This window comes from Blautia sp. MCC270 (genome assembly GCF_018785605.1).
In the GTDB taxonomy this organism is placed as follows: Bacteria; Bacillota; Clostridia; order Lachnospirales; family Lachnospiraceae; genus Blautia_A; species Blautia_A fusiformis.
The window spans coordinates 60,369-85,351 of the sequence record NZ_WQQD01000015.1; the positions used below are offsets into that span (position 1 = coordinate 60,369).

A 24,983-nucleotide genomic window follows, 5' to 3' on the forward strand; every position below is an offset into this window, starting at 1 on the left:
CAGAGGTCCGGAGCCAATAGAACCAGAAAATCAGAAGTTGGCAGCAGAAAAAACAGCAGGGCTGTAAAATGTCCGCATGCCCAAAAGAAAACGGAGAATTCCCGAAAGAAAAATTTAAGGAATTCTCCGTTTTATTATCTGACTGAGCAAACTATGAAGTTATTATTCAATATAGAGCTGTGCAACAAATGGGGCATAAGATATCCAACTGCTTTTTCTCTGCCATAGTTGCATTTCAACTGCAAAGATGACACTTCTCACAGGCGGACGGTGTGGCTGCACAACCGCCGAGAGCAGTTTCACGAAGCTCTGCAGGAAGCTTTTTGCCCACAGTATACATGGCATCGATCATCTCATCCAGCGGGATGAACTGGGGGATACCGGCCAGTGACATTTCCGCTGCGATAAGGGCATTGGAAACACCGGCTGCGTTACGGTTCTGGCAGGGATATTCCACTAGGCCGCCTACAGGGTCGCATACAAGTCCAAGCATGTTCATAAGAACCGTGGAAGCAGCATAAGTACACTGAAGAGGTGTACCGCCAAGAAGTTCCACAGCAGCAGAAGCAGCCATTGCAGAAGCGATTCCGACCTCAGCCTGACATCCGCCAACAGCACCGGCAACTGTTGCATTACGCATGGCAAGATAGCCGATCGCGCCTGCATTAAATAATGCCTGGCGGATTTTTTTATCGGAAAAGCCATAGACCTCCTGAAGAGCAAGCATCATTCCGGGAACGATCCCGGCACTGCCGGCAGTAGGAGAGGCAACGATAAGTCCCATGGAAGCGTTGGTCTCAAGGGTTGCCATAGCGTAGGTGATCCCCTTTCCGAGAACATTTCCGCACAGGCTTTTTCCCAGGTCATGAAATTCGCAGAGCTTTCGGGCTTCACCGCCGATCAGTCCGCCCATAGATATCACCGGATCTTTGATGGGGGAAAAAGCAGCATCCTTCATGATCTCCAGAACACGGTCCATGCGCTGGTCCACGATTTCAGCAGTGGTTTCACCGAGAAGGATCTCACGCTGGCGCATTACTTCGGAAATCGGAAGCTTTTTTTCCTGGCAGAGAGCAAGAAGTTCCTTGGCATTTTTGAAATCCATAAAACACATCCTCCTTTTCCCTACATCTGAACAACCATGACATCATGGATGTTGGTGTTCCGGTGAATGCTTTCTACGATATCTTCCGGGAGATGACCGTCGGATTCCACGATCGTATAGGCTGTGGTTCCTTTGGATTCACGGAAGAGGCGCATGAAGGCAATGTTAATGTTACGTTCACTTAAGCATTTGGTGATGTAGGCCACAACACCGGGAGTATCCTGATGGATCACGATGATGGCACTGTATTCGCCGGTGAAATCCACTTTCACGTGGTTGATCTCCACAATACGGACCTTGCCGCCGCCCAGCGATTCCCCCCGGACTGTCATTTCCTGTCCCTGTTCATTGACCATATGGATATCTACAGTGTTGGGATGGACATCGGTTTCTGTTTCATTTGGAGTAAAGGAAAAGTCGATCCCCTGTTCCCTGGCAATATCAAAAGAATTCCGTATACGCATGTCATCTGTGGAAAAGCCCATGATCCCGCCAAGGAGGGCACGGTCTGTACCGTGTCCCTTGTATGTTCTGGCGAAGGAACCATAAAGGATGAATTCCACTTTTTTCAGGGGCGGCGTGATCATCTTCTGGGCAAGGAAAGCAATGCGTGCAGCCCCTGCGGTATGAGAACTGGAAGGACCGATCATGTTGGGACCCATAACGTCAAATACACTGATAAAAGACATTTTGCTTAATTCTCCTGTGGTGTTTTTGCAATAAATTTCTTATAAATGGTGTCAACGATTACGCCGATGGCGTTGTCACCGGATACATTGCAGGCAGTTCCGAAGGAATCCTGGGTAATGTAAAGGGCAACCATGATAGCACAGATGGCACCGTCCGGATCACCGGCTTCCGCTCCGAATACCATGTAAAGGAATGGAAGGGCAGTCATGATGGAACCACCGGGAGCACCGGGAGATGCAACCATGGCAACACCGAGAGTCATGATGAACGGAACGATGATCCCAAGACTGATGGGCAGCTGGTTCATAAGGCAGACTGCAGTAGCACAGGCTGTGATGGTGATCATGGAACCGGCCATGTGGATGTTTGCACAGAGCGGTACTACGAAGTTGCGAATCTGCTCGCACACGCCGTCCTTTTTGGCACATTCCAGATTGACCGGGATGGTAGCTGCGGAAGACTGGGTTCCCAGAGCAGTTGTGTATCCCGGGATCTGATTTTTGATCAGAGTGAAAGGATTCTTTTTGCTGACAGTACCTGCGATCACAAACTGGATCGTAATGCAGATCAGGTGCATGATGATAACAACAAGGAATACCTTCCAGAGGATGCTTAAGATGGCAAAGGTTTTTCCGGAAATAGTCATATCTGTGAAGGTTCCGCAGATGTAAAGCGGAAGCAGCGGGATGATAATGGTATGAAGGACCTTGTCAATGATTTTGGAAAAGTCACTCATTCCGTTATAAAGGCTGTTTCCCATTTCTTTTCCACGCATGGAAGAGAGGCACAGTCCCATGACAAAGGCAAGGGCAACAGCAGAAAGAGTATCCATGACCGGCTCCAGTGTGATAGAGAAAAATGGTGTCAGGGATGCGTCTGCGGTAGCTGCGATCTGATCCAGTGCACCTTCACTCATAAAGTGCGGGAACAGGCTGGATGATACCAGATAGGATGCGGAACCTGCGATCAGAGTGGAGCCATAAGCCAGAGCCACTGTGATCAGGAGAAGCTTCCCTGCACCCTGTGAAAGATCCGCAATACCCATGGTCACATAGGCAAGGATCATCAGCGGGATGACGAATTTCAGAAAGGTACTGAAAAATCCGGAAAGGGTTACAACAAAGCGACAGAAGCCTTCCGGAAGGAACTGGCCGAACAGGATACCTACGATGATGGCAATGATCAGCTTCGGCACAAGTCCGATCTTGATTTTTTTCTTTTCCATTTGGATTCTTTCCTCCTAAGTATGAATTTATTCATTTTGCACAAAAATACGATTGACGTCCTCGTGATTGTATTGTAACATTGACATAAAAATAAGGCAAATTCACAGATTTCATCATCACGATGAAAAAATTTCATAGAAAAAGGGAGAAAATCATGGAAATCCGTCAGTTGGAGACGTTTGTACATGTAGCACAGCTTCAGAGCTTTTCCAGGGCAGCAGAGGTTCTGGGATACACCCAGTCAGCGATCACTGTCCAGATCCGTCTTTTGGAAAATGAGCTGGAAACAAGACTTTTTGACAGAACCGGAAAGCGTGTGGTGCTTACTCCGTCCGGAAAAGAGTTTATGGAGCATGCAAGCCGGATCTTATATGACGTAAATAAAGCAAAAAAGTCAATGAATGATGATTCGGAACTGAAAAATCCATTACATATCGGGACTATTGAATCTCTCTGCACAGCAAAGCTTCCGGCTGTTCTCAGCAAATTTCGTGAGTTTCACCCGAAAGTAAATATGCAGGTGACTATTGATACACCGGAGCAGCTGATACGGATGATGGAGCATAACGGGCTGGATCTTATTTATATACTGGATACCCCAAGGTGGGACCAGAACTGGGTGAAGGTCATGGAGAAGGCGGAGCCGGTAGTATTTGTGGCCTCCGCAGATTCGGAGTTTGCGGGAAAGACGCTGAAGATGGAGGATATTCTGGAAGAACCTTTTTTTCTCACGGAAAAGAATGCCAATTATCGCCAGGCCCTGGATCAGCAGCTGGCGCTTAAGAAGCAGGCCCTGTCACCGGTACTGGAGATCAGCGATACCGCTTTCATCATCCGCATGCTGGAAAAGAACCACGGACTTTCCTTTCTTCCCTATCTGGCTGTGGAGCGGGATATCCGGAAAGGAAGAATTGCCCTTTTACATGTGGAAGATGTGGAGATATCCATGTACCGGCAGATCTTTTACCATAAGAATAAGTTTAAGACGAGAGAGATGGAGGAGTTTATCCGTCTGGCGGCAGAGTGAAAGTCAGAGCTTGTAAAAACAAATAAAATGTGGCACTATAAAAGAAAAACACAGGAGAGAAAAAATGAATCTTATTGAAGAAGCAAAAGCTCTTGGTTTTTCCGACGCAGCGGTCATAAGTACCGATCAGCTTGTATTTGTGCCGGAATACCGGGTTTTCTGCGAGGACAATCTTTGCGGGAATTATGATAAAAACCCGGCATGTCCACCACAGAGCGGCACTGTAGAGGAGATGAAAGAGCATGCGCTGAAATACGAAAAAACGCTGATACTCCAGACAATGCAGGATGGCCTTATGGACTACAAAAAGGCAAAACTTGCTCATAACAAACTGACAGAACAGCTGGCAGAGAAGATGAAAGAAGAGGGAATAACTGATCTTCTGATCATGAGTGCGGGACCTTATAAACATAATTCCTGCATGTCCGCTTACTGTGTAGATGCACAGAAAATGGCAGACGCTGCAGGAATGCTATGCTGGACCAGCGACGGAATGATCCGTTATTTTTCCCAGGTTCTTTTCCATGGGTAAGATGAAGGATTTTGTAAAGGAATATGGGAGAAATAGATGGAGTTTTACAAATGCGAGTATTCGTTGACAGAAACAGAAAAAACGTGTAGAGTTTAAATAAATGTAATTACATAAAAAGAATCAGCAGGAGAAAAACCAGAATGGAAAAATCAACAGTTTATTTCACTGATTTTCGTTGTCCGGTGGGAACCAGCCAACTGGACAAACTGAAAAAACTCTGCGTTGCCGCAGGAATCAAAGATATCGATATGGATGGAAAATTCGTAGCCATCAAGATGCATTTCGGAGAGCTTGGAAATATGGCATTCCTTCGTCCGAACTATGCAAAGGTAGTCGCAGATCTTTGTAAGGAGCAGGGCGGAATGCCGTTCCTGACAGATTGTAATACTCTTTATCCGGGAAGCAGAAAGAATGCACTGGAGCATCTGGACTGTGCAAATCTTAACGGATTTAACACGATCACAACCGGATGTCAGATCATCATCGGTGACGGAGTTCGAGGAACCGATGAAGTAGAAGTTCCGGTAGTAAACGGAGAATACTGCAAAACTGCCCTGATCGGACATGCTATCATGGACGCAGATATTTTTATCAGTCTCAGCCATTTCAAGGGACATGAGACAACCGGCTTTGGCGGTGCTCTGAAGAATATCGGTATGGGATGCGGAAGCCGTGCCGGAAAAATGCAGCAGCATGCCAGCGGAAAGCCGGCCATCCATGAAGATGTCTGTCGTGGTTGCCGCCGTTGTGCGAAAGAGTGCGGAAGTGATGCGATTACATATGTAAACAAGAAAGCAGTTATCGATTACGATAAATGCAAAGGCTGTGGCCGCTGTATCGGGGCCTGCAGCTATGATGCCGTATACAATCCGAATAGCAGTGCAAACGAGCTTCTTGATCGCAAGATGGCAGAGTATGCACAGGCTGTCTGTCACGGACGTCCCCATTTCCATATTGCACTGGTACAGGATATCAGCCCTAACTGTGACTGCCATGGTGAAAATGATGCGCCGATCCTTCCGGATATCGGAATGTTCGCAAGCTTTGACCCGGTTGCACTGGATCAGGCCTGTGCAGATGCCTGCCTGAAGGCAACACCGATCGCCAACAGCCAGCTTGGAGAGCATCTGGCAGAGCCGGGATGGCACTGTCATCATGACCACTTTAAGGATTCCAATCCGAATATTGAGTGGAAGGCAACTCTGGATCAGGCAGAAAAGATCGGCCTGGGAACCAGGGAATATGAGCTGAAGATAATCAAATAAGCAACAGAAATCATAGAAAATCACGAAAGCACGCCTGTTACATGGCGTGCTTTTTGCGTAAATAAAGAAATATAAAATGAAAAAACGTAATAAGCGGAGCTAATGTGCAGGAAAACGTGCAGATCGTGTGTACAGAAACAGGCTGCATTCTGTGAGCAGAGAATATAGAGCAGGCCTGAAATCTTTTTCAGAGGAGGAAATTATGACAGGAATACAGAAAAAACAGCGTCTGCTGACTATGATATTCGGAGCTTTCGCGATCTTTTTTACCGGATATCCCCATGTATGGTCTATTTACCAGCCCTATGTGATGGAGCAGGCAGGCTGGAGCCAAGGACAGGCATCTATGTGCTTTTATCTGGCACTGAGCACCTTTGTATTCGGAAATATCTTAGGCGGAAGGATGCAGAACCGCTTTAAGGAAAAGACGATTGTATGGATCGGAGGCGGGATCTTTGCGGCAGGAATCCTGGCATCCGCATTTCTGATCGTTCCCACACCGCTTCCTATGTATCTGTCCTATGGCGTGATGCAGGGATTTGGACAGGGAATGATCTATACGGTGATCCTGGCAACTGTGCAGAGATGGTTCCCGGACCGTACCGGATTTGCTTCCGGTGTTGTGGTAACTGCCAACGGACTTTGCGGATTTTTCCTGGCGCCGCTGAGTCGAAAGCTGCTGGAGGCAGAGGGCGTGCAGAAAACCTTTCTGATCATTGGGGCAGCCATCGCAGTTTCCTGGATCCTGTGCGGCATCTTTTTTCAGGCACCCGATAAGAGTCTGGTGAACGCAGGTGGCTCTGCGGCAAAGTCCGGAACATCGGAGATGAAGCAGTATACATCCGGAGAGATGATGCGTACAAGAAATTTTTATCTTCTTCTTGCGACCATGTTCTTTGGACTGATTTCTTATTTTATGGTTTCACCGGTATCCCAGACCCACCAGATCGACCTTGGGATCCCGTCGGCAGTGGCAGTCAGCGCCGTTATGCTTGGATCCATTGTCAATGCGGGAGCAAGACTGGTGCTTCCGACACTGGCAGATAAAGTGGGAAGGATCGTCTGCATCAAAGGAGTGCTGATCGTGGCAGTGATCGCTATGGGAGTTCTCGCTGTATCAAGATCCCTGGCAGTAACGGTTGCTGTTGTGCTGATGTACGGCTGCTACGGCGGAATCATGGGAAGCTTTCCGTCCCTGACAAGCTCTATTTTCGGAATGAAGCACACCGGGGAGAATTACGGATTTGTCATGTTCGGCATTGTATTTGCAACCTTTGGCGCACCGGCAATCTCCGGTCTGGTGAGCAGTAATGGCTATGAGCTGAACGCCCAGGTTGGAATCCCTGCGAAATTATCGGACACTGGGGTTACGGATGAGTATTTTACGCAGATGACAGAGGATGCCATGAAAAGCGGAAACATTGCGGTAAATCCTCAGAAAACCGTTCATGAGCATATAAAGTAAATGTAATACAAACATGTTCAGACTGGCAGCATAATTGCGATCATGCTGCCTTTTTTGCTGCTTTCCAGTACTTTTACCTGTCCGTTATGCTGTCTGACAATTTCACTGACAAGTGCAAGCCCCAGGCCGGCACCGCCCATAGCGCGGCTTCTTGATTTGTCCACACGGAAAAACGGGGTGAAGATTTTTTCCTGATATTCAGGAGGAATGCCGATTCCGGTATCAGAGACTTCAAGAAAGGCGTAATTGACAGAGGTGGATGTATCTGTTATTTCTTCGGAAGGATGGATATTTACGGTTACTTTTCCACCGGAGTGATTGTATTTGATCGCATTTTCCACAAGATTGTACACAGCGCGATACAGCAGCAGGTAGCTTCCGGTAATGATGCAGTCTCCCTCCTGCTGGATCAGTTCAACATCCTTCTGTTCCGCTACAGAAGCCAGGTCACAGAAAACCTCATCCGTCAGTGCTGCCAGTGAAATCCTTTCGGAACGTTCAACAGTCTGTACACCGGTCATATCCAGGAGGATTTCAGCCAGATGGGAAAGTCGCCCGGTCTGTTCCTGGAGCATGGCAAAAATCTCCTGATAATCCTTTAAAGCAGGTGCTTCCCTGCGGGCAAAAACCTCCAGATTTGTCTGGATAACGGCAAGAGGAGTCCTCAGCTCATGGGCTGCATTGGCAGAAAACTGCTTCTGAGCAGTAAAGGCCTCATCCAGGCGTGCGAGCATTTTGTTAAATGAAATTGTCAGGCGGGAAATTTCGTCATTGGTAGCAGGAACTTCAAGAGCCTCTGAAAGGTTCTGGACCTCTATTTGGTTTACCTCCTGGCTGAGTCTGCGAAGCGGAAGTAATGCCTGACGGCTGATAAAATAAGTGCAGATACTGCTGAGAAGGATGATGATCCCTGTTACCATGAGTCCTTTGGTGAGAAACAGTTTTTTGGTCAGCTGCAACTGATCGGAAAGCTCCGGAAATAAGACGGAGGGATTCATATTAAAGGTGATGGGAGCAGAATCTGTGTTATCAATCCGTATCATGTAATCTCCCAGATCCTCCATTCCGGCAACTGCAGACTGGCTGATAAAAAAATACATCAGAATGCAGGTGACTGTCATAAGCAGTGCGGTGATCAGTGTCAGACGCCATTGAAGAGATAGCTTTCCGGTTATTTTTTTCATTTTATATCCTCCGTTAAAATGTAACCCTGGCCGATCTTATTCTGTATTGGATCAAAGCCGAGAGCCGTGCGCAGTTTTTTTCGAAGAGAAGAAATGTGGACACGAATGGAATTGCTGAGACTGTTGACGCTTCCGTCCCAGATATGCTCGATCATTTCTTCCGGGCTTATGATACGGTTCTGATGAAGAAGGAAATATTCCAAAAGAGAACTTTCCTTTCGGGTCAGAGAAAGAGGAAGTCCATCGATACTGGCCTTTCTTGTACGGGTATCAAAGTTGATACGTCCGCATTGCAGACATACATCCTGCTGGATAAATTTCCTTCGTGTCAGACTTCGGATCCGTGCCTCCAGCTCTTCAAAATGAAAAGGCTTTGTGAGATAGTCATTGGCACCGAGATCAAGCCCTTCAACCTTGTCCTGGATCTGTCCTCTGGCAGAGAGGATCAAAACGGGAGTGGAAGTATCGGATTCCCGAAACTGGCGCAGGATTTCCAGCCCATCAACGCCTGGAAGGTTCAGATCAAGAAGGATGAGATCATAATTTTCCACCATACATAATTCCAGTCCTTCGTCCCCGTCAAAACATGTGTCTGCTTCATAACCATCCATGCGAAGCCCCTCCGCAATAGACTGGCAAAGCTGCTGTTCATCTTCAATTATCAATATATGCATAATAAATTCTCCTAAAAAACAGTTGATTTTGCTTTGTTATCTATCATATCATGTATAGCATAAAATTCCTGTAAATTTTTTCACTTCTTAACAGAGATTTTATACAGGGGATGATATAGTAAGGCTACAGAGAACAAAATTAACATATAAAATATACGCCGGTTCCGGATATGGGCCGGTGATATCAGAAGGGAGAATATAAACAATGAAATTAAGAACACAGAAAATAACAGCACTTATGGCAGCAGCGGTATTAGGAATATCTGCATTTGGAAGCGTACCGGTAACAGCGGCAGAAAGCACGGAAACAGCAGATATCGGAGAGGCAATGGCGGTGGATGGAGAGGCAGTTTCATCAGATTTGGTAGCAGGTACATTTAAGCCTTCCGACGTAACCTGCAAGGCACAGGATTCTTATGAATATCCGTTTCTGGGACTGAAGCTTTCACTTTCGAAGGAGCTGTTAAAGCAGATCAAGGACCAGAGCATTGCAATGCTTACCACGGAAGATTTTGAGAATCAGACCAATGCAGTGACATATGCCTATGTAAGCTGGAGCAAAATGACAGAGGAACAGAAAAATGCCGAAATACAGAAGATGGGAACAGGATATGACGACTGGGTGGCAGGTCTGGACAGAATTGGTACAATTGGCGTTTATGACGAAGCTTCACAGAAAAAGCTGGATGAGATCACTGGCTGTACAGAGCATAAAGAGCTTGGAAGCAGCAGTGACGGGAAATACAAATATTATCTGAGCACCAACAAAGATGCCGATGAAAAGCTGACAAAGGAGCTGGAAAAGATCAAAACCGACATTACGGAAATGGCACCGTATCAGAATATTTCCGTGTTTGACCAGCCACAGGATACCAGCGTCAACCCGGAGGATGTAAAATCTGTAGGAAAATTTGAAACAACAGGAATAGATGGAAAAACATATACAGAAAAAGTATTCAGTGACTATGACCTGACGCTGGTAAATGTTTTTACAACCTGGTGTTCACCATGTGTAAAAGAAATTCCGGAACTTCAGGAGCTCTACAAAGAAATGAAAGATAAAGGTGTCGGAGTAGCAGGCGTGGTGCTTGATACTACAGATGAAAAGGGAAATCAGGACGAGGAGGCTGTAAAAAAAGCAAGCATTCTTCAGGAAAAAACAAAAGCAAAATATCCGTTCCTGATACCGGATACTACTATGCTGAACGGCCGTCTGCAGGGGATTTCCGCATTTCCTGAAACATTTTTTGTTGACAAAGATGGAAACATTGTAGGCGATACCTATACAGGAAGCCATACACTGGACGAATGGAAGGAAATCGTGGAAAAAGAGCTTAAAAACGTTTCAAAGTAGAAGATGATCATTACGGAGAGTGAAAAAATGATTCGGAAAATAACAGAATCCAGGTGGATCGGACCTGCTCTGGCAGTTTTTGGAATTTTACTGATGATATTGGGAATCTGCAGAGGTGAGGTGTCTGTAGTTTTTACAAAAGCGATCAACATCTGTATGGAGTGTATTGGCATTGGATAATAAGAAGATGAAAATAAATGAATGGCCGCGGCATGGAATCCAGGCATTGTGGGCGGCCCTTACAAACAGTCACATATCAGGCTTTGTGACTGGAAAGATCTATACCGGAAAACTGAAAAATGTCTGTGTTCCGGGGCTGAACTGTTATTCCTGCCCCGGGGCAAGAGGGGCCTGCCCCATTGGTTCCCTTCAGGCTGTGATCGGAAGCTGGAACTTCAAGATGGCATATTATGTAGCTGGATTTCTGATCTTTGTGGGAGCGCTGCTTGGAAGACTGGTGTGCGGATTTCTCTGCCCATTTGGACTGATCCAGGATCTGTTGAACAAGATTCCTTTTCCAAAAAAGATCCGGACATTTCGGGGAGATAAGCTTCTGCGAAAACTGAAATATGTGATCTTTCTTGTATTTGTGATCATACTTCCCATGTTTGTAGTAGATATCATGGGCCAGGGAGCACCATATTTCTGCAAGCTGATCTGCCCGGCAGGAACGCTGGAGGGAGGTATCCCGCTGGTGCTGCTGAACAAATCCATGCGAAGTGCAGTAGGCTGGCTGTACATGTGGAAAAATACGATCCTAGTGATCACCATTATCTTATCAATTATGATATACCGGCCATTCTGTAAGTATATCTGCCCGTTGGGAGCTTTTTATTCGGTATTTAATAAAGTTTCCGTTTTTCGTTACAGAGTAGATAAAGAAAAATGTGTTCACTGCGGAAAATGCAGAAATATCTGCCAGATGGAGGTCGATCCGACGGAAAATCCCAACAGTGCAGAGTGCATCCGATGTGGAAGATGTAAAAAGATATGTCCGACACAGGCAATCCGGTGTGGGTTTGCAGGCAAACCCTGATACAGAAAAATACGAAAACGGTACAGCTTATAAAATATAAGGTGTACCGTTTTTTGCAGAAAACTACTTTTCCATATTATCTATCAGTAACATATTCAGCTGTTCCCAGCGCTTCAGATCTTTTTTTGTAAAAAGCAGCTGGTGGCGGAACGCTTCGGTAAGCTCCTGTGGTTTTAAAGTGATCACACATTTGAATGCGCAGGGCATCAGATCCGCACTGGAAATCCCACACAAAAGTCCTGTTGTAAAATCTCGAAGCTCCAGAGGATTAAAAATGTACAGGAGATCTTCTTCCAGTGGGTTATACTGATTTACAAAGGAAAAACGGATCAGCATATCACTGTAAAGAACTTTTCCGGTGTAAAAAATCTCACTGCTTCTTCCGTTGGCAGAAACAGAACAGATCGTTAAGGTTGCTTCGTATTTTCCGGATTCGCCTTTTTTTTCATAAATATCGATGACGCCATCCTTCGTACGCTGATAGCGTCCATCGTAAAAGTAAAAATATAGCCGCTGTGCCTGAAAAAATGGGCTTTTTTGTCCTTTTCCCGGTGCATTGGACGGTTTACTGGCTGTTTCAGGAATACCAGTGGTAAGCTGGGACATAGATACCTGGAGAATCTGGCTGATCTCATATAAAGTTTCGATATCAACGGAGATATCTCCATTTTCATATTTGCATACGGTAGCTCGACTTTTATGGATGGCATCTGCCAGATCTTGCAGAGTCATCTTTCCGGCTTTTCGGTATTTTCTTATTTGTTCACCTACATAACAGGTAAAATTACTCATTTTGTTTCCTCATACTATCTATTTTTCTTATTAATTTTTATTGTATACGATTATATCGGAAAAACCGGTATTTTGTAAAGTAGTAAGAAACTTTTTTGAAATAAAATTTCGTAAAAAGAAACTTCTGCCATTTGCACTTATCTTTATTTAAGGTAAGATATGGCTGTTAGGCTGAAGGTTTCAGCCTATATCAAATATATACTTGAAGAGGGGAAATTGAAATGAAAGAAAAAGGAAGTAGCTTTTCCGGCTCAATAGGCTTTGTCCTGGCGGCAGCCGGAAGTGCAGTAGGAGTTGGAAATATCTGGAGATTTCCATATCTCTGTGCCAAAGATGGCGGAGGACTTTTCCTGCTGGTTTATCTGGTACTGGTACTGACTTTTGGATTTGTACTGTTGACAACGGATGTAGCACTTGGGAGAAAGACAAAGAAAAATGCATTGAGGGCTTTTGAATCTCTTGATCCAAAGTGGAAATTTTTAGGAAATTTAACGTTTATGGTTCCGGCATTGATCATGACCTATTATTCTGTTATCGGTGGATGGATTGTAAAATATTTTTTTACTTATATTATTTCTGATGGGAAAGATGCGGCTTCAGATGTATACTTTACATCATTTATTACATCAGATATTGCACCTGTTGTATTTATGCTGATCTTTCTGGCATTGACTGCCTGGATCGTATTTCGTGGTGTGGAAAAGGGAATCGAAAAGTTTTCCAGGATCATTATGCCGGGGCTGATTCTTCTGATCGTGATCATTGCCATTTTTTCACTGACACTGTCCCATACTGATACGGATGGAACTGTCCGCACCGGTATGCAGGGGCTGGCTGTTTACCTCAAACCGGATTTTCATGGATTGACGGTAAAACGCTTCCTGGAGATCCTTCTGGATGCGATGAGCCAGTTATTCTTTTCCTTAAGTGTATCTATGGGAATCATGATCACATATGGTTCTTATGTGAAAAATGAAGTTAATTTAAATAAAGCAACAAATCAGATTGAGATCTTTGATACCGGCGTTGCGTTTCTTGCAGGAATGATGATCATACCGGCTGTTTTTGTATTTCTCGGAAAGGATGGAATGGCTTCCGGCCCAAGCCTGATATTTATCTCACTGCCAAAGGTTTTTGATGCCATGGGAGTATTTGGCCGTCCGGTGGCAATTGCATTTTTCCTGATGATGGGATTTGCGGCACTGACTTCCTGCGTGTCTGTCATGGAGACACTGGTTGCAAACTGCATGGAACTTTATCATAAACCACGTAAGAAAATGTGTGGTGCTGTCGGAATTTATTCTCTTGTTACAGCAGTACTGATCTGCCTTGGTTATAACAAACTGTATTTTGAACTTAAACTGCCAAATGGTTCCGTTGGACAGCTTCTGGATGTGATGGATTATATCAGCAACAGTTTTCTGATGCCGTTTATCTCACTTTTGACAAGCATTCTGATCGGCTGGGTGATCGGCCCTGACTGGATCATAGGAGAAGTGGAACGAAATGGGGAACACTTCAAACGGGCAGGGTTATATCGCTTTATGATCCGTTATGTAGTGCCGGTTGTAATGCTGATATTATTCCTGGTATCTACAGGATTTGCAGATTTGATTTCATAAGTGTGGTAATATGTTTATGGCGTCTGGACAGTCGCATTAACGGATGACCAGTACAAGATACGATTAAATAACAGAGGATTTGATGAAAAAAGATATGTACGAATGTTGGAGAGAAAACTAATACATAGAACGGAAATGATTCAGAAAATTAGACTTAGCTCACTTTAAAAGTGAAAAAATAATTTGATAATTTCTTGACAAGTACTAATAAATATGTTAGTATTCAATCATCAAATTAATAAAGTCTTCGGTGACTGACGGAGTTGTGGGATAACCACGAGGGAGCCGGAGATTCGATGAGTCGACCGTCTGGGCAGTATTTGAAAAACTTCAGATACTGCTCTTTTTTATGGGATAAAAGATGCAGACGGTTGCAGCGGAGAAAGGAGAACATTATGGGATTTAAAAGTGACATCGAGATTGCACAGGAGTGCACAATGGAGCCAATTACCAAGATTGCAGAGAAAGCAGGTATTGATGACAAATATCTGGAGCAGTATGGTAAATACAAAGCAAAGATCGACTATAATCTCCTGAAAGAAACAGACAAAAAAGACGGCAAACTGATTCTTGTGACAGCTATCAACCCGACACCGGCCGGGGAAGGAAAAACAACTACAACGGTAGGTCTTGCAGATGGAATGCAGAGACTTGGAAAAAATGTTATGGTAGCTCTTCGTGAGCCATCCCTGGGACCGGTATTCGGTGTCAAAGGTGGTGCGGCAGGCGGCGGCTATGCACAGGTAGTTCCGATGGAGGATATCAACCTTCATTTTACCGGTGACTTCCATGCAATTGGTGCGGCAAACAATCTTCTTGCAGCAATGATCGACAACCATATCTTCCAGGGCAATGAGCTGAACATCGACCCGAGAAAGATCACCTGGAGACGCTGCGTGGATATGAACGACCGTCAGCTTCGTAATGTAGTAGACGGACTTGGCGGTAGAACAAACGGTATGCCGCGTGAGGACGGATATGACATTACCGTAGCATCTGAGATCATGGCAGTTCTCTGTCTGGCAAGTGATATCAAGGATCTGAAAGAGAGACTTTCCAGAATCATCATCGGATATACTTACGGTAAGGTTGCTGAGCAGAAACCGGTAACAGCAGGAGACCTCCACGCAGAGGGTGCTATGACAGCACTTCTGAAGGATGCCCTGAAACCAAACCTTGTTCAGACACTGGAGCATGTTCCGGCAATCGTTCACGGCGGACCATTCGCAAACATCGCTCACGGATGTAACTCCGTAACCGCTACAAAGATGGCTATGAAGCTTGCTGATTATGCGATCACAGAGGCTGGATTCGGTGCTGACCTTGGAGCAGAGAAATTCCTGGATATCAAGTGCCGTATGGCAGGTCTTACGCCAAGTGCCGTTGTTATCGTAGCAACCGTACGTGCTCTGAAATATAATGGCGGTGTTGCAAAAGCGGATCTTAACAATGAGAACCTCGAGGCTCTTGAAAAAGGTATCCCGAACCTTCTGAAGCATGTAAGCAATATCAAAAATGTATACAAGCTTCCATGTGTGGTAGCTATTAACGCATTCCCGACCGATACCAAGGCAGAGCTTGATTTTGTGGAAGCAAAATGCAAGGAGCTTGGCGTAAACGTAGCACTTTCAGAGGTATGGGCAAAAGGTGGCGAAGGCGGAATCAAGCTCGCTGAGGAAGTAATCCGTCTTGTTGAAGAGCCGAATGACTTCACATATGCTTATGAGCTGGAAGGCTCCATCGAGGACAAACTGAACCAGATCGTACAGAAGGTTTATGGTGGAAAGAAAGTGGTTCTTACAGCAAATGCCCAGAAGCAGGCGAAACAGCTGGAGGCACTTGGATTTGGCAACTGCCCGATCTGTGTGGCTAAGACCCAGTACAGCTTAACAGACGACCAGACAAAGCTTGGTGCTCCGACAGATTTCGAGGTAACAGTAAGAAATCTTAAGATTTCCGCAGGTGCAGGATTTATTGTTGCACTGACAGGTGAGATCATGACCATGCCAGGTCTTCCGAAAGTACCGGCAGCAACCAAGATCGACGTAGACGAGAGCGGTAAGATCACAGGACTGTTCTGATATAAAGTATAGAGATTTTTTGAGGGGAATTCAGATAAAAAGCGGTAGAGCCTGCAAAAATAGAGGCTCTGCCGCTTTTTATATTGTTGTGGAGAGAGTATTGAAAAACTTTTAAAAGCAGGAAAAACACTGGGTTTGACGATCCCGTGATACGAATTTGATACGAAAACCCCCGGAAGTGGTCGAGACTTCCGGGGGTTCTTGTTCCGTTTATGTAAGGTGGTTTAATCCTTTAGGCTGTTACTGCCTGTCGTTTCTGTCCAGCCTAGCCACAGTTGCCATAACAGAAACAAAGAAAGTAATTATAGAACTTGTCATAGGACTTTACATCCTTTCAGCTGGAGGTTCGGCAGCAACAGCATTATAGCATGTTCAAAACAAAAATGGTATAATATTATAAATTGTCAAGAATATCAGCAATCTCCTGCTGCTTGTTGGGATAAAACTCACAATGTCGAGGAAATCGCAGAGGGGACGCGCATGTGACATTTGTGTTAATTAAGAGGAATGCTATAGAAAATATTGTAGAGATAAATGAATGTGGGGGGGAAAATATGGTATACACATGCAAATATAAATCGCTAATCGGAGATATTTTACTTGCCGCAGATGAAATCGGACTTACCGGTTTGTGGTTTGAAGGACAGAAATATTTTGCAAATACACTTCCGGAAGATTATGTTCCACAGGAAACGAAAATTCTCACAGAAGCAAAAAAATGGCTGGATGTATATTTCTCCGGTGAAGAACCGAACTTTACTCCACCACTTCATCCGAACGGTTCAACATTCAGAAAGGCAGTGTGGCAGATTTTACTGGAGATTCCCTACGGACAGACGATTACATATGGAGAAATTGCGCGCAGAATTGCAGTGATGAAAAACACTTCCCATATGTCCGCCCAGGCAGTAGGCGGTGCGGTTGGACATAATGAAATTTCCATTATCATTCCCTGCCATCGAGTCATAGGAACAAATGGAAGCTTGACGGGCTATGCTGGAGGAATTGACAAAAAAATTTCACTTCTTAAGCTGGAACATACAGATATGAGCTGTTTGTTTATTCCAAAGAAAGGAACTGCACTGTAAAACTCAGGCTGAGAGGACGGTCTGGTGCAGGCGTCCACGAAAAGAGAGATATTTTATTTATGAAAGCATGCTATGAAAATTGCCAGCAGGATTTCGGAGGAATAATTATGGGAAAAATACTGGATGAAGATTTAATCTACGAGATACTGTCCGTGGTGGAAGAGATACCTGAGGGAAAAGTGGCCTCCTACGGACAGATCGCACGTCTGATCGGGCGGGATAAAAATTCACGTCTTGTAGGAAAAGTCTTAGGTATGGCAGAATTTTACGGGAAGTATCCCTGCCACAGAGTTGTGAACCATGCAGGGCGTACTGCACCAGGCTGGAGAGAGCAGAAGATGCTTCTGGAAGACGAGGGTGTGGAGTTTAAGGCAAATGGATGTGTAGATATGAAGCAGTATCAGTGGGAGGAGTAGTGTTTTATGAATTGTAGAAATATGATGCTGATGCAGATCCCGGAGCTTACAGAAGTTCTGAAGCTGAAAGCAGGGGAAAACGGTCTGGAGTAGTCTGTACGATGGGGCTATTTTGCAGACTGCCTGCAGTGCATCAAAAGTGAATACAGGATTGAATAACTATATCCATGGAGGAGAATTCGTAGTTCTGACAAATCCCAGTGTCACCAACGACAGCCGGAAACTCGTGCTGGAGGAAAAGGACAGAAACGCCGCAGAGCAGCTGTCTTCCTCTATTATGGATGCAGAACATTTAAGCTGAGAGCGTGTGATGGCACAGGCCAGATATCTGAACCTTGCACCGCTTACCATGACCGATGAGCAGATGGAGAAAGGACTTGAGATCTTTGAAGCTTCTCTGAAAGAGGCATTAGAAGCATAGATTAATAGAAAGTTACTCTGTAATAGAAAGCTACTCTGTAACAGAAAAATAAAACATGCTTGACAAACCATAAATTCCTCATATAATTATCAATGGTAATTAACTAAGATAATTATATGAGGAGTTTTTTTATGACAAATGAAAAGATCAAGCGGATGTTTGATGCGTTTTATCAGGCAAAGCGGATCCGGGATATGCTTCCGCCACTGCCCCAGGGGGTGATGCCATCCTACATACAGTATCTGGATGTGATCCATTCTCTGCAGAGAGAAAAAAAGGATATCCGGCTCTCTGATATCAGTGATGCCATGAACCTTCCGCGTCCGGGTGTTACCAGAACAGTGAAAGAAATGGAGACAAAGGGATATCTTCAGAAGCTTACGTCTCCGGATGACGGGCGCGTTACTTACATTTCCATAACAGAAAAAGGAGAGATGCTTTCCAGGAAGTATGATCAGGATTATTTCAGCAGTCTGGCGCCCTATCTTTCAGAGATTTCCGAAGAAGAAGCAGACAATATGATCCGGACCATCGGGAAATTTTATCAGATCATGTGTGACAGGAGGGAACATTATGACAAATGATAAGGCAGATTTTACCCAGGGAAATATCCTGAAGAAGCTGGTTGCATTTATGATGCCGGTACTCGGTGCGCTGATCCTGCAGGCTGCCTATGGTGCGGTCGATCTTCTTGTAGTTGGAAGATTCGGTTCCACATCCGGACTGTCAGCGGTTTCCACCGGAAGTCAGGTACTGAATCTGGTTACCTTTGTAGTGATCCAGTTTGCTATGGGTATCACAGTTCTGATCGCACGTTATCTTGGAGAAAAAAGACCGGAGCAGATTGGCTCCGTTATCGGTGGGGCTGCGATCGTCTTTACCATGATATCTGTCGTGCTGTTTATTGTTATGGTAGGTTTTGCACATCCGATCTCCGTGCTGATGCAGGCACCGGAAGAAGCGGTAGCGCTGACTGCATCTTATGTACGGATCTGTGGCAGCGGAATTTTCTTTATTGTTGCGTATAACCTGCTGTCTGCTATTTTCCGTGGTCTTGGTGACAGCAAATCTCCGCTGCTATTTGTGCTGGTGGCATGTATTGTAAATGTGATCGGAGACCTGGTACTGGTAGCCGGCTTACATATGGATGCAGCAGGAGCAGCTATTGCTACGGTTTCTGCTCAGGCCTTAAGTGTTGTATTTGCAGTAGTTCTGCTGATAAAGAAGAAGCTTCCGTTTACCATTACAAAAAAAGATTTCCGGTTGAATCCCCAGTGCAGACGTTTTCTAAAGATCGGACTGCCGCTGGCACTTCAGGAATTCCTGACCCAGATTTCATTCCTGGCCTTGTGCGCATTTGTCAATCGCCTGGGTCTGGAAGCATCCTCCGGTTACGGAGTTGCATGTAAGATCGTAAACTTTGCCATGCTGGTTCCAAGCTCCCTAATGCAGTCCATGGCCTCCTTTGTTTCACAGAACGTAGGAGCAGGAAAGCCGAAACGTGCGAGAAAATCCATGCTTACGGGAATTGGAGTTGGCCTGTCTGTGGGATGCCTGGTATTTATCCTGATCCTGCTGAAGGGTGATGTGCTGGCAGGATTCTTTTCAACAGATGCCGGCGTTATCCAAAAGGGCTTTGATTATCTGAAGGGGTTTGCTCCGGAGACACTGGTAACGGCTGTTCTGTTCAGTATGATAGGCTATTTCAACGGAAACAACCAGACCATATGGGTTATGGTCCAGGGCCTGATCCAGACGCTTCTGGTACGACTTCCAATGGCGTACTTTATGAGTATCCAGCCGGATGCCAGCCTGACAAAGATCGGTCTTGCAGCACCGGTATCTACCACAGTGGGAATCATTCTGAACATTGGATTCTTTCTGTACTTTACCCGTGTGAAAAAAGAAATTGTTTCGGAAGAATGACCGGATAAAGGGATGTAAATGAGAGGGGTGATATGATATAATCAGAATCACCCCGGCAGAGGTGATGGTACTGACCCCTGAAATAGCTGCCGGAATCTTGACAGCTGTAAAGGAGGAGTACAGGATGATTTGCGGGATGACGTATTTTCAGATATGTCTGTATTTTTTGTTTTATTCTTTTGGAGGATGGGTCGTTGAAGTTATCTTCCATGCAGTAACCTTAGGAAAGGTTATAAACCGGGGATTTCTCAACGGTCCGGTATGCCCGGTGTACGGATTTGGTGTACTTTCCGTGTTTGCATTGCTTAATACGCTTCAGAGCGGCGGACATCAGATGAGTGAGGGAATGATCTTTCTGTTTGGAATCGTTCTTGCAACTGCGGTAGAGCTGGTTGCCGGATGGCTTCTGGATGTATGCTTTCATGCAAGATGGTGGGATTATTCCAATAAGCCGCTGAATTTTCACGGCTATATCTGTCTTGAGTTTTCCCTGATATGGGGACTTGCCATTGTGATGGTCGTAAAGGTTTTTCAGAAGTATGTGGAGCGTCAGGCTTCTCATACACCTTCCACACTGGAATGGGTTGTTATGGCAATTCTGTATGCGGTGTATCTGGCTGATCTTATTGTAACAGTGGCGGTGATCCGCGGACTGAACAAGAAGCTTACCCGACTGGATAAGGTACGTGCGGATCTGCGGATCGTGAGTGATAAGCTCAGTGATACTCTGGCAACAACTACCATTGATACAGCACAGAAGGTGGGAGAGGGAAAGGTTCAGGTTGCTCTTGCTAAGGCAGAGCTCAGAGATGCGACTGTGGCTCAGAGAGAAAAATCTGCCGAAATGCTTCGGATGAAGAAAGCGGAGCTTCAGGCACAGTTTGATGAGCTGTCAAGCTCTATCACAAACCATACGGTATTCGGCCAGGGAAGAATCATTAAGGCTTTCCCGGAGATGAAGCACAGAGATTATTTTGAACTGATCCAGGAACTGAAGAAAAAACTCAGATAAGAAAAATGAAACGCGATAAAGAGGCAGCAGGAAATTTCCAACATTTCCTGCTGCCTTTTTTTGGAGTATCAGAGTTTCAGCTTATCGGATTCGTTTCTTTATCATTGGTCCGATGATCATGGCGATGATCATTTTTATGAGATCTGCCGGGATAAACGGAATTACACAGATTCCAAGAGCTGCTTTGAAAGTGGAATCTGCAACGATGCAGAACCATACAGTTCCGAAAAGATAGCATACAATTGTTCCTGCAATCATACCAACGAGCTGGATCAGAGGCTTATGGCAGTTGTCAATTACCAGTCCGGCAATAACAGCCATAACGATAAAGCCGATGATGTATCCGCCTGTAGGACCGGCCAGCTTTGCAGGGCCGCCGGTAAATCCGGAAAATACCGGAAGACCTACAAGTCCAAGCAGAAGATAGATCAGATAGCTGATGGTTCCTTTTTTCCATCCGAGAAGATAAAGGGACAGATAGATGGCAAGATTGGTAAATGAGATCGGAACCGGACCGATCGGAATGGACAGCGGCGCAAGAATACAGGTGACAGCTGCCATAAGAGCGGTTATGGTGATCTCGTAGGTTTTTGTACGTGGTGCAGAGACAGTATTTGTCTGGTTCATATTGAAAGAGCCTCCTTTGAAAAAGGTAATATATTTACTGGTTAGGGTAAGTAATGAAATGCTGTAAGTGTGTATGATAGGTCATATGTCCATAAGGATGCTTACGCAGATTCAATCTCATAGGTGAATCCTGCATCCGTAATGGTTTTCAGAGTGTCTTCGATTCCCTGACCATCTTCTGTAAGATAACCGGAAGCAAAAATAGAGTCTACAACACTGAGCAGTTTTTTTTCTTCGCCTTTAAAATAAACTTCTCTTCCGGCAGCACATCGGATATCTGCTTTAGGCACAAGAAGTCTTGCCAGGCAGAGGACCTTCATACAGTATTCTGTTGTCAGCTGGGAAATATCTGCATTTCCGAGAGGAGTTCCCTTGATCGGAAGAAGAAAGTTGATCGGCAGTGCTTCCGGCTGGATCTCACGTAATTCCAGAAGCATGTCAACAACGTCTTCCTTGCTTTCACCCATGCCAATGATACCGCCGCTGCAGATCTCGAAACCAAGTCCCTGAAGCATATGGATATTCCGGACACGCTGGTCAAAGGTATGTGTACTGCAGATATTATGATAAAAGGAACGGCTGCTGTTCAGGTTATGGTTGATCCGGTCAAGACCAGCCTCTTTGAGCATTTTTGCCTGGTGCTCTGTGAGAAAGCCTATGGAGCAGCAGAGATGAGTTCCGTGTTCTTTCATTTTGCGGATCCTGCGGGCCAGCTCCTCGATCTCTTTATCTGTAAATTTCATACCACTCAGTCCGATACAATGTCTGGATAAATGATAATCATTTACGAAATCATTGTCCTGATATAATTTGTCTTCATCTACCCATTTGTATTTATCAATATCGGCAGTGGAACGACATGACTGGGCACAGTAGGCACAATCCTGGGAACAGTTACCGCTGCGGGCATTGGTAAGGATGTGGATGCTTACCCGGTTTCCCTTATATTTGTAACGTAAACTGCTGGCACGGTCAATCAGTGCCTCAAGTTCTTCGTCCGGAGTATCTAAAATTGCAATGGCTTCATCTCTGGAAAGCGATGGAGCTTCTTTTTCGCATGATGCAGTGTTCATGTCAATACCTTCCTTTTGAGTTTTTTTGTACGGGTATCACTTTATCACAGAGAAATATCGAATGTCAACTACAAATATAAAATGTGTTTACAATTAAAAAACTGTAGTATTAAGGTAATGCTTAGGATCATCAAAGCAGGTAATTTCCTTGATTCGGTTAAAATAATTCTCAATTCAATATCATATCTTTATAAAATCTTAATACGGAAGCAGAGAATTTTATACTATCTTTGAAAGTAGTTATATATAATAAAATGCATTACGAGGATAGCACTGTTAAAAGTATTGATAAGGAGTTCTGATCATTTATGCCGGAAAAATCATATAAGAAAAAACATATGACATCTTTTCAGCTGATTATCATGGGGTTTGCAGGAGTGATCCTTTTGGGAACCGTTCTGCTGATGCTTCCATTTTCTTCTGCGGAGAAAGTGATCACACCATTTCATGAGGCACTTTTTACAGCCACTTCGGCGGTATGTGTTACAGGTCTTGTGGTAAAGGACACTGGAAGCTACTGGTCCCTGGCAGGCCAGACGATCATTCTTGCACTCATACAAACAGGTGGGCTTGGAGTAGTGACTGTGGCTGCGTCTGTTTCCCTTCTTTCCGGAAAGAAAATATCCCTCATGCAAAGAAGCACCATGCAGGATGCAATTTCAGCTCCAAAAGTCGGAGGAATCGTCAGACTAACAAGGTTTATTTTGAGGGGAACATTTTTGATCGAAGCTGCAGGGACGGTGTTGCTGCTGCCGGTTTTTATGGGAGATTATGGAAAAAAGGGAATCTGGATGTCAGTTTTTCATTCAATCTCTGCTTTTTGTAATGCCGGCTTTGATATTCTGGGGACAGATTCCAGTATGTTTCCATCGCTGACTGGGTATTCAGGAAATATACTTATAAATCTGGTAATTATGCTGTTGATCATTACAGGAGGAATCGGTTTTCTCACATGGGATGATATTTATACAAACAAACTGAACTTTAAACGCTACCGCATGCAAAGCAAGATCATTCTCATGACTACCGCATGTCTGATCTTATTTCCGGCAGTCTTTTTCTATATCTGTGATCTGACAAAATTACCCATGGGAAAACGCCTGTTAGCAGCAACGTTTCAATCGGTAACGACAAGAACTGCCGGATTTAATACTATAAACATTTCAGAGATGAGTGAGGCATCAAAAGCAGTTATGATATTGTTAATGCTAATTGGTGGTTCACCGGGATCTACAGCAGGTGGAATGAAAACAACAACTTTTTCAGTACTTATTTTAAATGCAATTGCGACATTTCGAAGTCAGGAAAATGCAGGAGCTTTTGGGCGAAGACTTGAATATCATGTGATAAAAAATGCAGCGACAATAGCCATGTTATATTTTGCCTTGTTCTTTGGCGGCGGAATAGCGATCAGTGTGTACGAAGGCCTTCCGCTTTTAAATTGTCTGTACGAAGCTGCTTCAGCTGTTGGTACGGTAGGGCTGACGCTGGGAATCACACCGGAACTTCATGTTTTTTCACAAGTCGTGTTGATCATACTGATGTATCTGGGACGTGTAGGTGGTCTGACCCTGATCTATGCGGTATTTTCCGGAAGAAATAAGGGAAATGCAAAGCTCCCTCTGGAAAAAATCACAGTTGGATAAGAAGGAGAAAAATAATATTATGAAAAATGTATTGCTTATTGGACTTGGAAGGTTTGGAAGACATATTGCCATGCAGCTCAATCAGCTGGGACATGAAGTTATGGCAGTTGACTGGAAGGAAGAAAGAGTGGACAAAGTACTGTCATTTGTGACGAATGCTCAGATTGGTGACAGCACCAATGCTGAATTTTTACAGTCCCTTGGAATTGGAAACTATGACATTTGTTTTGTGACCATTGGAGAGAGCTTTCAAAATTCTCTTGAAACAACATCCCTTCTAAAAGAACTGGGTGCAAAATTGGTGATATCCAGAGCTGAACGTGATGTTCAGGAAAAATTTCTTTTACGCAATGGTGCCGATAAGGTAGTTTATCCGGAAAAGCAGGTGGCAAAATGGGCCTCCTTCCGTTATACAGATGATCATATCCTGGATTATATGGAGGTGGACGCTTCCCATGCAATTTTTGAAGTGGAAGTGCCGGAAGAATGGGTTGGAAAAACAGTGGGTGGACTTGACATCAGAAAACGCTACAATATTAATATTCTGGCAGTAAAAAATGAAGAGGAATTCAGTATTGCAATTTCACCGGAAACATATTTTGCAGAAAACGATAAATTACTGGTATTAGGAGAATACAGAGCTCTTCAGAAATGCTTCCGCATATAGCTCATTGCCATGAAGAAAAAATTTTGACCACAGAACAGCTGCGTGATATAATTC

The 24,983-nt window shown here is 44.6% G+C and carries 25 protein-coding genes and 1 riboswitch; of the genes, 17 read left to right on the forward strand and 8 right to left on the reverse strand.

Features of this window, described 5'->3' with window-relative positions:
* Positions 1-235 precede the first annotated feature (235 nt).
* The 3 genes from sdaAA to GPK58_RS05150 are packed head-to-tail and all read right to left on the reverse strand — an operon-like array spanning position 236 to position 3,020.
* Positions 236-1,105, reverse strand: coding sequence for an L-serine ammonia-lyase, iron-sulfur-dependent, subunit alpha (sdaAA, locus tag GPK58_RS05140; protein WP_015527274.1), 870 nt, complete (start codon positions 1,103-1,105; stop codon positions 236-238).
* A gap of 20 nt (positions 1,106-1,125) precedes the next feature.
* Positions 1,126-1,794: an L-serine ammonia-lyase, iron-sulfur-dependent subunit beta gene (gene sdaAB, locus GPK58_RS05145; RefSeq protein WP_092068517.1), complete on the reverse strand. Its 669-nt coding sequence runs from the start codon at positions 1,792-1,794 to the stop codon at positions 1,126-1,128.
* Between the two features lie 5 nt (positions 1,795-1,799).
* On the reverse strand, positions 1,800-3,020 hold the full coding sequence (locus tag GPK58_RS05150) for a dicarboxylate/amino acid:cation symporter (RefSeq protein ID WP_021652178.1): 1,221 nt from the start codon (positions 3,018-3,020) through the stop codon (positions 1,800-1,802).
* 155 nt (positions 3,021-3,175) lie between these two features.
* Here GPK58_RS05150 and GPK58_RS05155 point away from each other — a divergent pair, with 155 nt between their 5' ends.
* The 4 genes from GPK58_RS05155 to GPK58_RS05170 all read left to right on the forward strand — a co-directional run bounded on the left by GPK58_RS05155 (position 3,176) and on the right by GPK58_RS05170 (position 7,310).
* Positions 3,176-4,048 carry a LysR family transcriptional regulator gene (locus tag GPK58_RS05155; protein ID WP_092068511.1) on the forward strand — a complete coding sequence of 291 codons (873 nt, stop codon included), beginning with the start codon at positions 3,176-3,178 and terminating at the stop codon, positions 4,046-4,048.
* 64 nt (positions 4,049-4,112) lie between these two features.
* Entirely contained in the window at positions 4,113-4,580 is a 468-nt protein-coding gene (locus GPK58_RS05160) for a DUF2284 domain-containing protein (RefSeq protein WP_015527271.1), read from the forward strand.
* Positions 4,581-4,720: 140 nt separating this feature from the next.
* Positions 4,721-5,845: a DUF362 domain-containing protein gene (locus tag GPK58_RS05165; RefSeq protein WP_015527270.1), complete on the forward strand. Its 1,125-nt coding sequence runs from the start codon at positions 4,721-4,723 to the stop codon at positions 5,843-5,845.
* Positions 5,846-6,047: 202 nt separating this feature from the next.
* Entirely contained in the window at positions 6,048-7,310 is a 1,263-nt protein-coding gene (locus tag GPK58_RS05170; protein WP_215638318.1) for an MFS transporter, read from the forward strand.
* 17 nt (positions 7,311-7,327) lie between these two features.
* Here GPK58_RS05170 and GPK58_RS05175 read toward each other — a convergent pair whose 3' ends face one another.
* Positions 7,328-8,494 (reverse strand): sensor histidine kinase, encoded by a 1,167-nt coding sequence (locus GPK58_RS05175; RefSeq protein WP_215638319.1) that lies wholly within the window; start codon positions 8,492-8,494, stop codon positions 7,328-7,330.
* Positions 8,491-9,168, reverse strand: a complete 678-nt coding sequence (locus GPK58_RS05180; protein WP_215638320.1) for a response regulator transcription factor — start codon at positions 9,166-9,168, stop codon at positions 8,491-8,493. Before GPK58_RS05180 ends, GPK58_RS05175 begins: the two co-directional genes overlap by 4 nt.
* Positions 9,169-9,373: 205 nt before the next feature.
* Here GPK58_RS05180 and GPK58_RS05185 point away from each other — a divergent pair, with 205 nt between their 5' ends.
* Genes GPK58_RS05185 through GPK58_RS05195 form a run of 3 tightly spaced genes read left to right on the forward strand, consistent with a single transcriptional unit; the run spans position 9,374 to position 11,558 of the window.
* Positions 9,374-10,522 (forward strand): TlpA family protein disulfide reductase, encoded by a 1,149-nt coding sequence (locus tag GPK58_RS05185; RefSeq protein ID WP_215638321.1) that lies wholly within the window; start codon positions 9,374-9,376, stop codon positions 10,520-10,522.
* A 27-nt stretch (positions 10,523-10,549) separates the two neighbouring features.
* Positions 10,550-10,702, forward strand: a complete 153-nt coding sequence (locus tag GPK58_RS05190) for a CD1871A family CXXC motif-containing protein (RefSeq protein ID WP_173739040.1) — start codon at positions 10,550-10,552, stop codon at positions 10,700-10,702.
* 7 nt (positions 10,703-10,709) lie between these two features.
* Positions 10,710-11,558, forward strand: coding sequence for a 4Fe-4S binding protein (locus tag GPK58_RS05195; RefSeq protein WP_118753032.1), 849 nt, complete (start codon positions 10,710-10,712; stop codon positions 11,556-11,558).
* 63 nt (positions 11,559-11,621) lie between these two features.
* On the opposite strand, the gene GPK58_RS05200 is transcribed toward GPK58_RS05195, so the two are convergent.
* Complete coding sequence (locus tag GPK58_RS05200; protein ID WP_215638322.1) at positions 11,622-12,350, reverse strand: helix-turn-helix domain-containing protein; 729 nt, start codon at positions 12,348-12,350, stop codon at positions 11,622-11,624.
* Positions 12,351-12,571: 221 nt separating this feature from the next.
* Between GPK58_RS05200 and GPK58_RS05205 the strand changes: the two genes are divergently transcribed.
* The 8 genes from GPK58_RS05205 to GPK58_RS05240 all read left to right on the forward strand — a co-directional run bounded on the left by GPK58_RS05205 (position 12,572) and on the right by GPK58_RS05240 (position 20,916).
* Entirely contained in the window at positions 12,572-13,972 is a 1,401-nt protein-coding gene (locus GPK58_RS05205) for a sodium-dependent transporter (RefSeq protein ID WP_215638323.1), read from the forward strand.
* 240 nt (positions 13,973-14,212) lie between these two features.
* A riboswitch (ZMP/ZTP riboswitch) is annotated at positions 14,213-14,294 on the forward strand.
* Between the two features lie 73 nt (positions 14,295-14,367).
* Complete coding sequence (locus tag GPK58_RS05210) at positions 14,368-16,053, forward strand: formate--tetrahydrofolate ligase (protein ID WP_092068491.1); 1,686 nt, start codon at positions 14,368-14,370, stop codon at positions 16,051-16,053.
* 554 nt (positions 16,054-16,607) lie between these two features.
* Positions 16,608-17,141 carry a methylated-DNA--[protein]-cysteine S-methyltransferase gene (locus GPK58_RS05215; protein WP_215638324.1) on the forward strand — a complete coding sequence of 178 codons (534 nt, stop codon included), beginning with the start codon at positions 16,608-16,610 and terminating at the stop codon, positions 17,139-17,141.
* Between the two features lie 107 nt (positions 17,142-17,248).
* Complete coding sequence (locus GPK58_RS05220) at positions 17,249-17,557, forward strand: MGMT family protein (protein ID WP_015527257.1); 309 nt, start codon at positions 17,249-17,251, stop codon at positions 17,555-17,557.
* 151 nt (positions 17,558-17,708) lie between these two features.
* Positions 17,709-17,858 (forward strand): hypothetical protein, encoded by a 150-nt coding sequence (locus tag GPK58_RS05225; protein WP_173733115.1) that lies wholly within the window; start codon positions 17,709-17,711, stop codon positions 17,856-17,858.
* Positions 17,859-18,109: 251 nt separating this feature from the next.
* Positions 18,110-18,562, forward strand: a complete 453-nt coding sequence (locus tag GPK58_RS05230) for a MarR family winged helix-turn-helix transcriptional regulator (protein ID WP_110102910.1) — start codon at positions 18,110-18,112, stop codon at positions 18,560-18,562.
* Positions 18,552-19,904 (forward strand): MATE family efflux transporter, encoded by a 1,353-nt coding sequence (locus GPK58_RS05235; protein ID WP_148444878.1) that lies wholly within the window; start codon positions 18,552-18,554, stop codon positions 19,902-19,904. The genes GPK58_RS05230 and GPK58_RS05235 overlap by 11 nt, the downstream gene beginning before the upstream one ends.
* Positions 19,905-20,028: 124 nt before the next feature.
* A complete protein-coding gene (locus tag GPK58_RS05240; protein ID WP_021977018.1) occupies positions 20,029-20,916 on the forward strand; it encodes a putative ABC transporter permease in 888 nt (295 codons plus the stop codon).
* 81 nt (positions 20,917-20,997) lie between these two features.
* Here the strand turns inward: GPK58_RS05240 and GPK58_RS05245 are convergent, their stop codons facing one another.
* Both GPK58_RS05245 and bioB read right to left on the reverse strand, forming a co-directional pair.
* Positions 20,998-21,543 (reverse strand): biotin transporter BioY, encoded by a 546-nt coding sequence (locus GPK58_RS05245; protein WP_161209035.1) that lies wholly within the window; start codon positions 21,541-21,543, stop codon positions 20,998-21,000.
* Between the two features lie 101 nt (positions 21,544-21,644).
* Positions 21,645-22,616, reverse strand: coding sequence for a biotin synthase BioB (bioB, locus tag GPK58_RS05250; RefSeq protein WP_215638325.1), 972 nt, complete (start codon positions 22,614-22,616; stop codon positions 21,645-21,647).
* 308 nt (positions 22,617-22,924) lie between these two features.
* On the opposite strand from bioB, the gene GPK58_RS05255 reads away from it, so the two are divergent.
* Both GPK58_RS05255 and GPK58_RS05260 read left to right on the forward strand, forming a co-directional pair.
* Positions 22,925-24,262, forward strand: coding sequence for a TrkH family potassium uptake protein (locus tag GPK58_RS05255; RefSeq protein WP_215638326.1), 1,338 nt, complete (start codon positions 22,925-22,927; stop codon positions 24,260-24,262).
* Positions 24,263-24,281: 19 nt separating this feature from the next.
* Positions 24,282-24,929 carry a potassium channel family protein gene (locus GPK58_RS05260; protein ID WP_015527248.1) on the forward strand — a complete coding sequence of 216 codons (648 nt, stop codon included), beginning with the start codon at positions 24,282-24,284 and terminating at the stop codon, positions 24,927-24,929.
* Positions 24,930-24,983 lie beyond the last annotated feature (54 nt).

What these genes read in the sequence shown, in the direction of transcription:
- sdaAA (WP_015527274.1), bottom strand. Translation starts at nt 1,105, where the DNA reads ATGGATTTCAAAAATGCCAAGGAACTTCTTGCTCTCTGCCAGGAAAAA.
- sdaAB (WP_092068517.1), bottom strand. Translation starts at nt 1,794, where the DNA reads ATGTCTTTTATCAGTGTATTTGACGTTATGGGTCCCAACATGATCGGT.
- GPK58_RS05150 (WP_021652178.1), bottom strand. Translation starts at nt 3,020, where the DNA reads ATGGAAAAGAAAAAAATCAAGATCGGACTTGTGCCGAAGCTGATCATT.
- GPK58_RS05155 (WP_092068511.1), top strand. Translation starts at nt 3,176, where the DNA reads ATGGAAATCCGTCAGTTGGAGACGTTTGTACATGTAGCACAGCTTCAG.
- GPK58_RS05160 (WP_015527271.1), top strand. Translation starts at nt 4,113, where the DNA reads ATGAATCTTATTGAAGAAGCAAAAGCTCTTGGTTTTTCCGACGCAGCG.
- GPK58_RS05165 (WP_015527270.1), top strand. Translation starts at nt 4,721, where the DNA reads ATGGAAAAATCAACAGTTTATTTCACTGATTTTCGTTGTCCGGTGGGA.
- GPK58_RS05170 (WP_215638318.1), top strand. Translation starts at nt 6,048, where the DNA reads ATGACAGGAATACAGAAAAAACAGCGTCTGCTGACTATGATATTCGGA.
- GPK58_RS05175 (WP_215638319.1), bottom strand. Translation starts at nt 8,494, where the DNA reads ATGAAAAAAATAACCGGAAAGCTATCTCTTCAATGGCGTCTGACACTG.
- GPK58_RS05180 (WP_215638320.1), bottom strand. Translation starts at nt 9,168, where the DNA reads ATGCATATATTGATAATTGAAGATGAACAGCAGCTTTGCCAGTCTATT.
- GPK58_RS05185 (WP_215638321.1), top strand. Translation starts at nt 9,374, where the DNA reads ATGAAATTAAGAACACAGAAAATAACAGCACTTATGGCAGCAGCGGTA.
- GPK58_RS05190 (WP_173739040.1), top strand. Translation starts at nt 10,550, where the DNA reads ATGATTCGGAAAATAACAGAATCCAGGTGGATCGGACCTGCTCTGGCA.
- GPK58_RS05195 (WP_118753032.1), top strand. Translation starts at nt 10,710, where the DNA reads ATGAAAATAAATGAATGGCCGCGGCATGGAATCCAGGCATTGTGGGCG.
- GPK58_RS05200 (WP_215638322.1), bottom strand. Translation starts at nt 12,350, where the DNA reads ATGAGTAATTTTACCTGTTATGTAGGTGAACAAATAAGAAAATACCGA.
- GPK58_RS05205 (WP_215638323.1), top strand. Translation starts at nt 12,572, where the DNA reads ATGAAAGAAAAAGGAAGTAGCTTTTCCGGCTCAATAGGCTTTGTCCTG.
- GPK58_RS05210 (WP_092068491.1), top strand. Translation starts at nt 14,368, where the DNA reads ATGGGATTTAAAAGTGACATCGAGATTGCACAGGAGTGCACAATGGAG.
- GPK58_RS05215 (WP_215638324.1), top strand. Translation starts at nt 16,608, where the DNA reads ATGGTATACACATGCAAATATAAATCGCTAATCGGAGATATTTTACTT.
- GPK58_RS05220 (WP_015527257.1), top strand. Translation starts at nt 17,249, where the DNA reads ATGGGAAAAATACTGGATGAAGATTTAATCTACGAGATACTGTCCGTG.
- GPK58_RS05230 (WP_110102910.1), top strand. Translation starts at nt 18,110, where the DNA reads ATGACAAATGAAAAGATCAAGCGGATGTTTGATGCGTTTTATCAGGCA.
- GPK58_RS05235 (WP_148444878.1), top strand. Translation starts at nt 18,552, where the DNA reads ATGACAAATGATAAGGCAGATTTTACCCAGGGAAATATCCTGAAGAAG.
- GPK58_RS05240 (WP_021977018.1), top strand. Translation starts at nt 20,029, where the DNA reads ATGATTTGCGGGATGACGTATTTTCAGATATGTCTGTATTTTTTGTTT.
- GPK58_RS05245 (WP_161209035.1), bottom strand. Translation starts at nt 21,543, where the DNA reads ATGAACCAGACAAATACTGTCTCTGCACCACGTACAAAAACCTACGAG.
- bioB (WP_215638325.1), bottom strand. Translation starts at nt 22,616, where the DNA reads ATGAACACTGCATCATGCGAAAAAGAAGCTCCATCGCTTTCCAGAGAT.
- GPK58_RS05255 (WP_215638326.1), top strand. Translation starts at nt 22,925, where the DNA reads ATGCCGGAAAAATCATATAAGAAAAAACATATGACATCTTTTCAGCTG.
- GPK58_RS05260 (WP_015527248.1), top strand. Translation starts at nt 24,282, where the DNA reads ATGAAAAATGTATTGCTTATTGGACTTGGAAGGTTTGGAAGACATATT.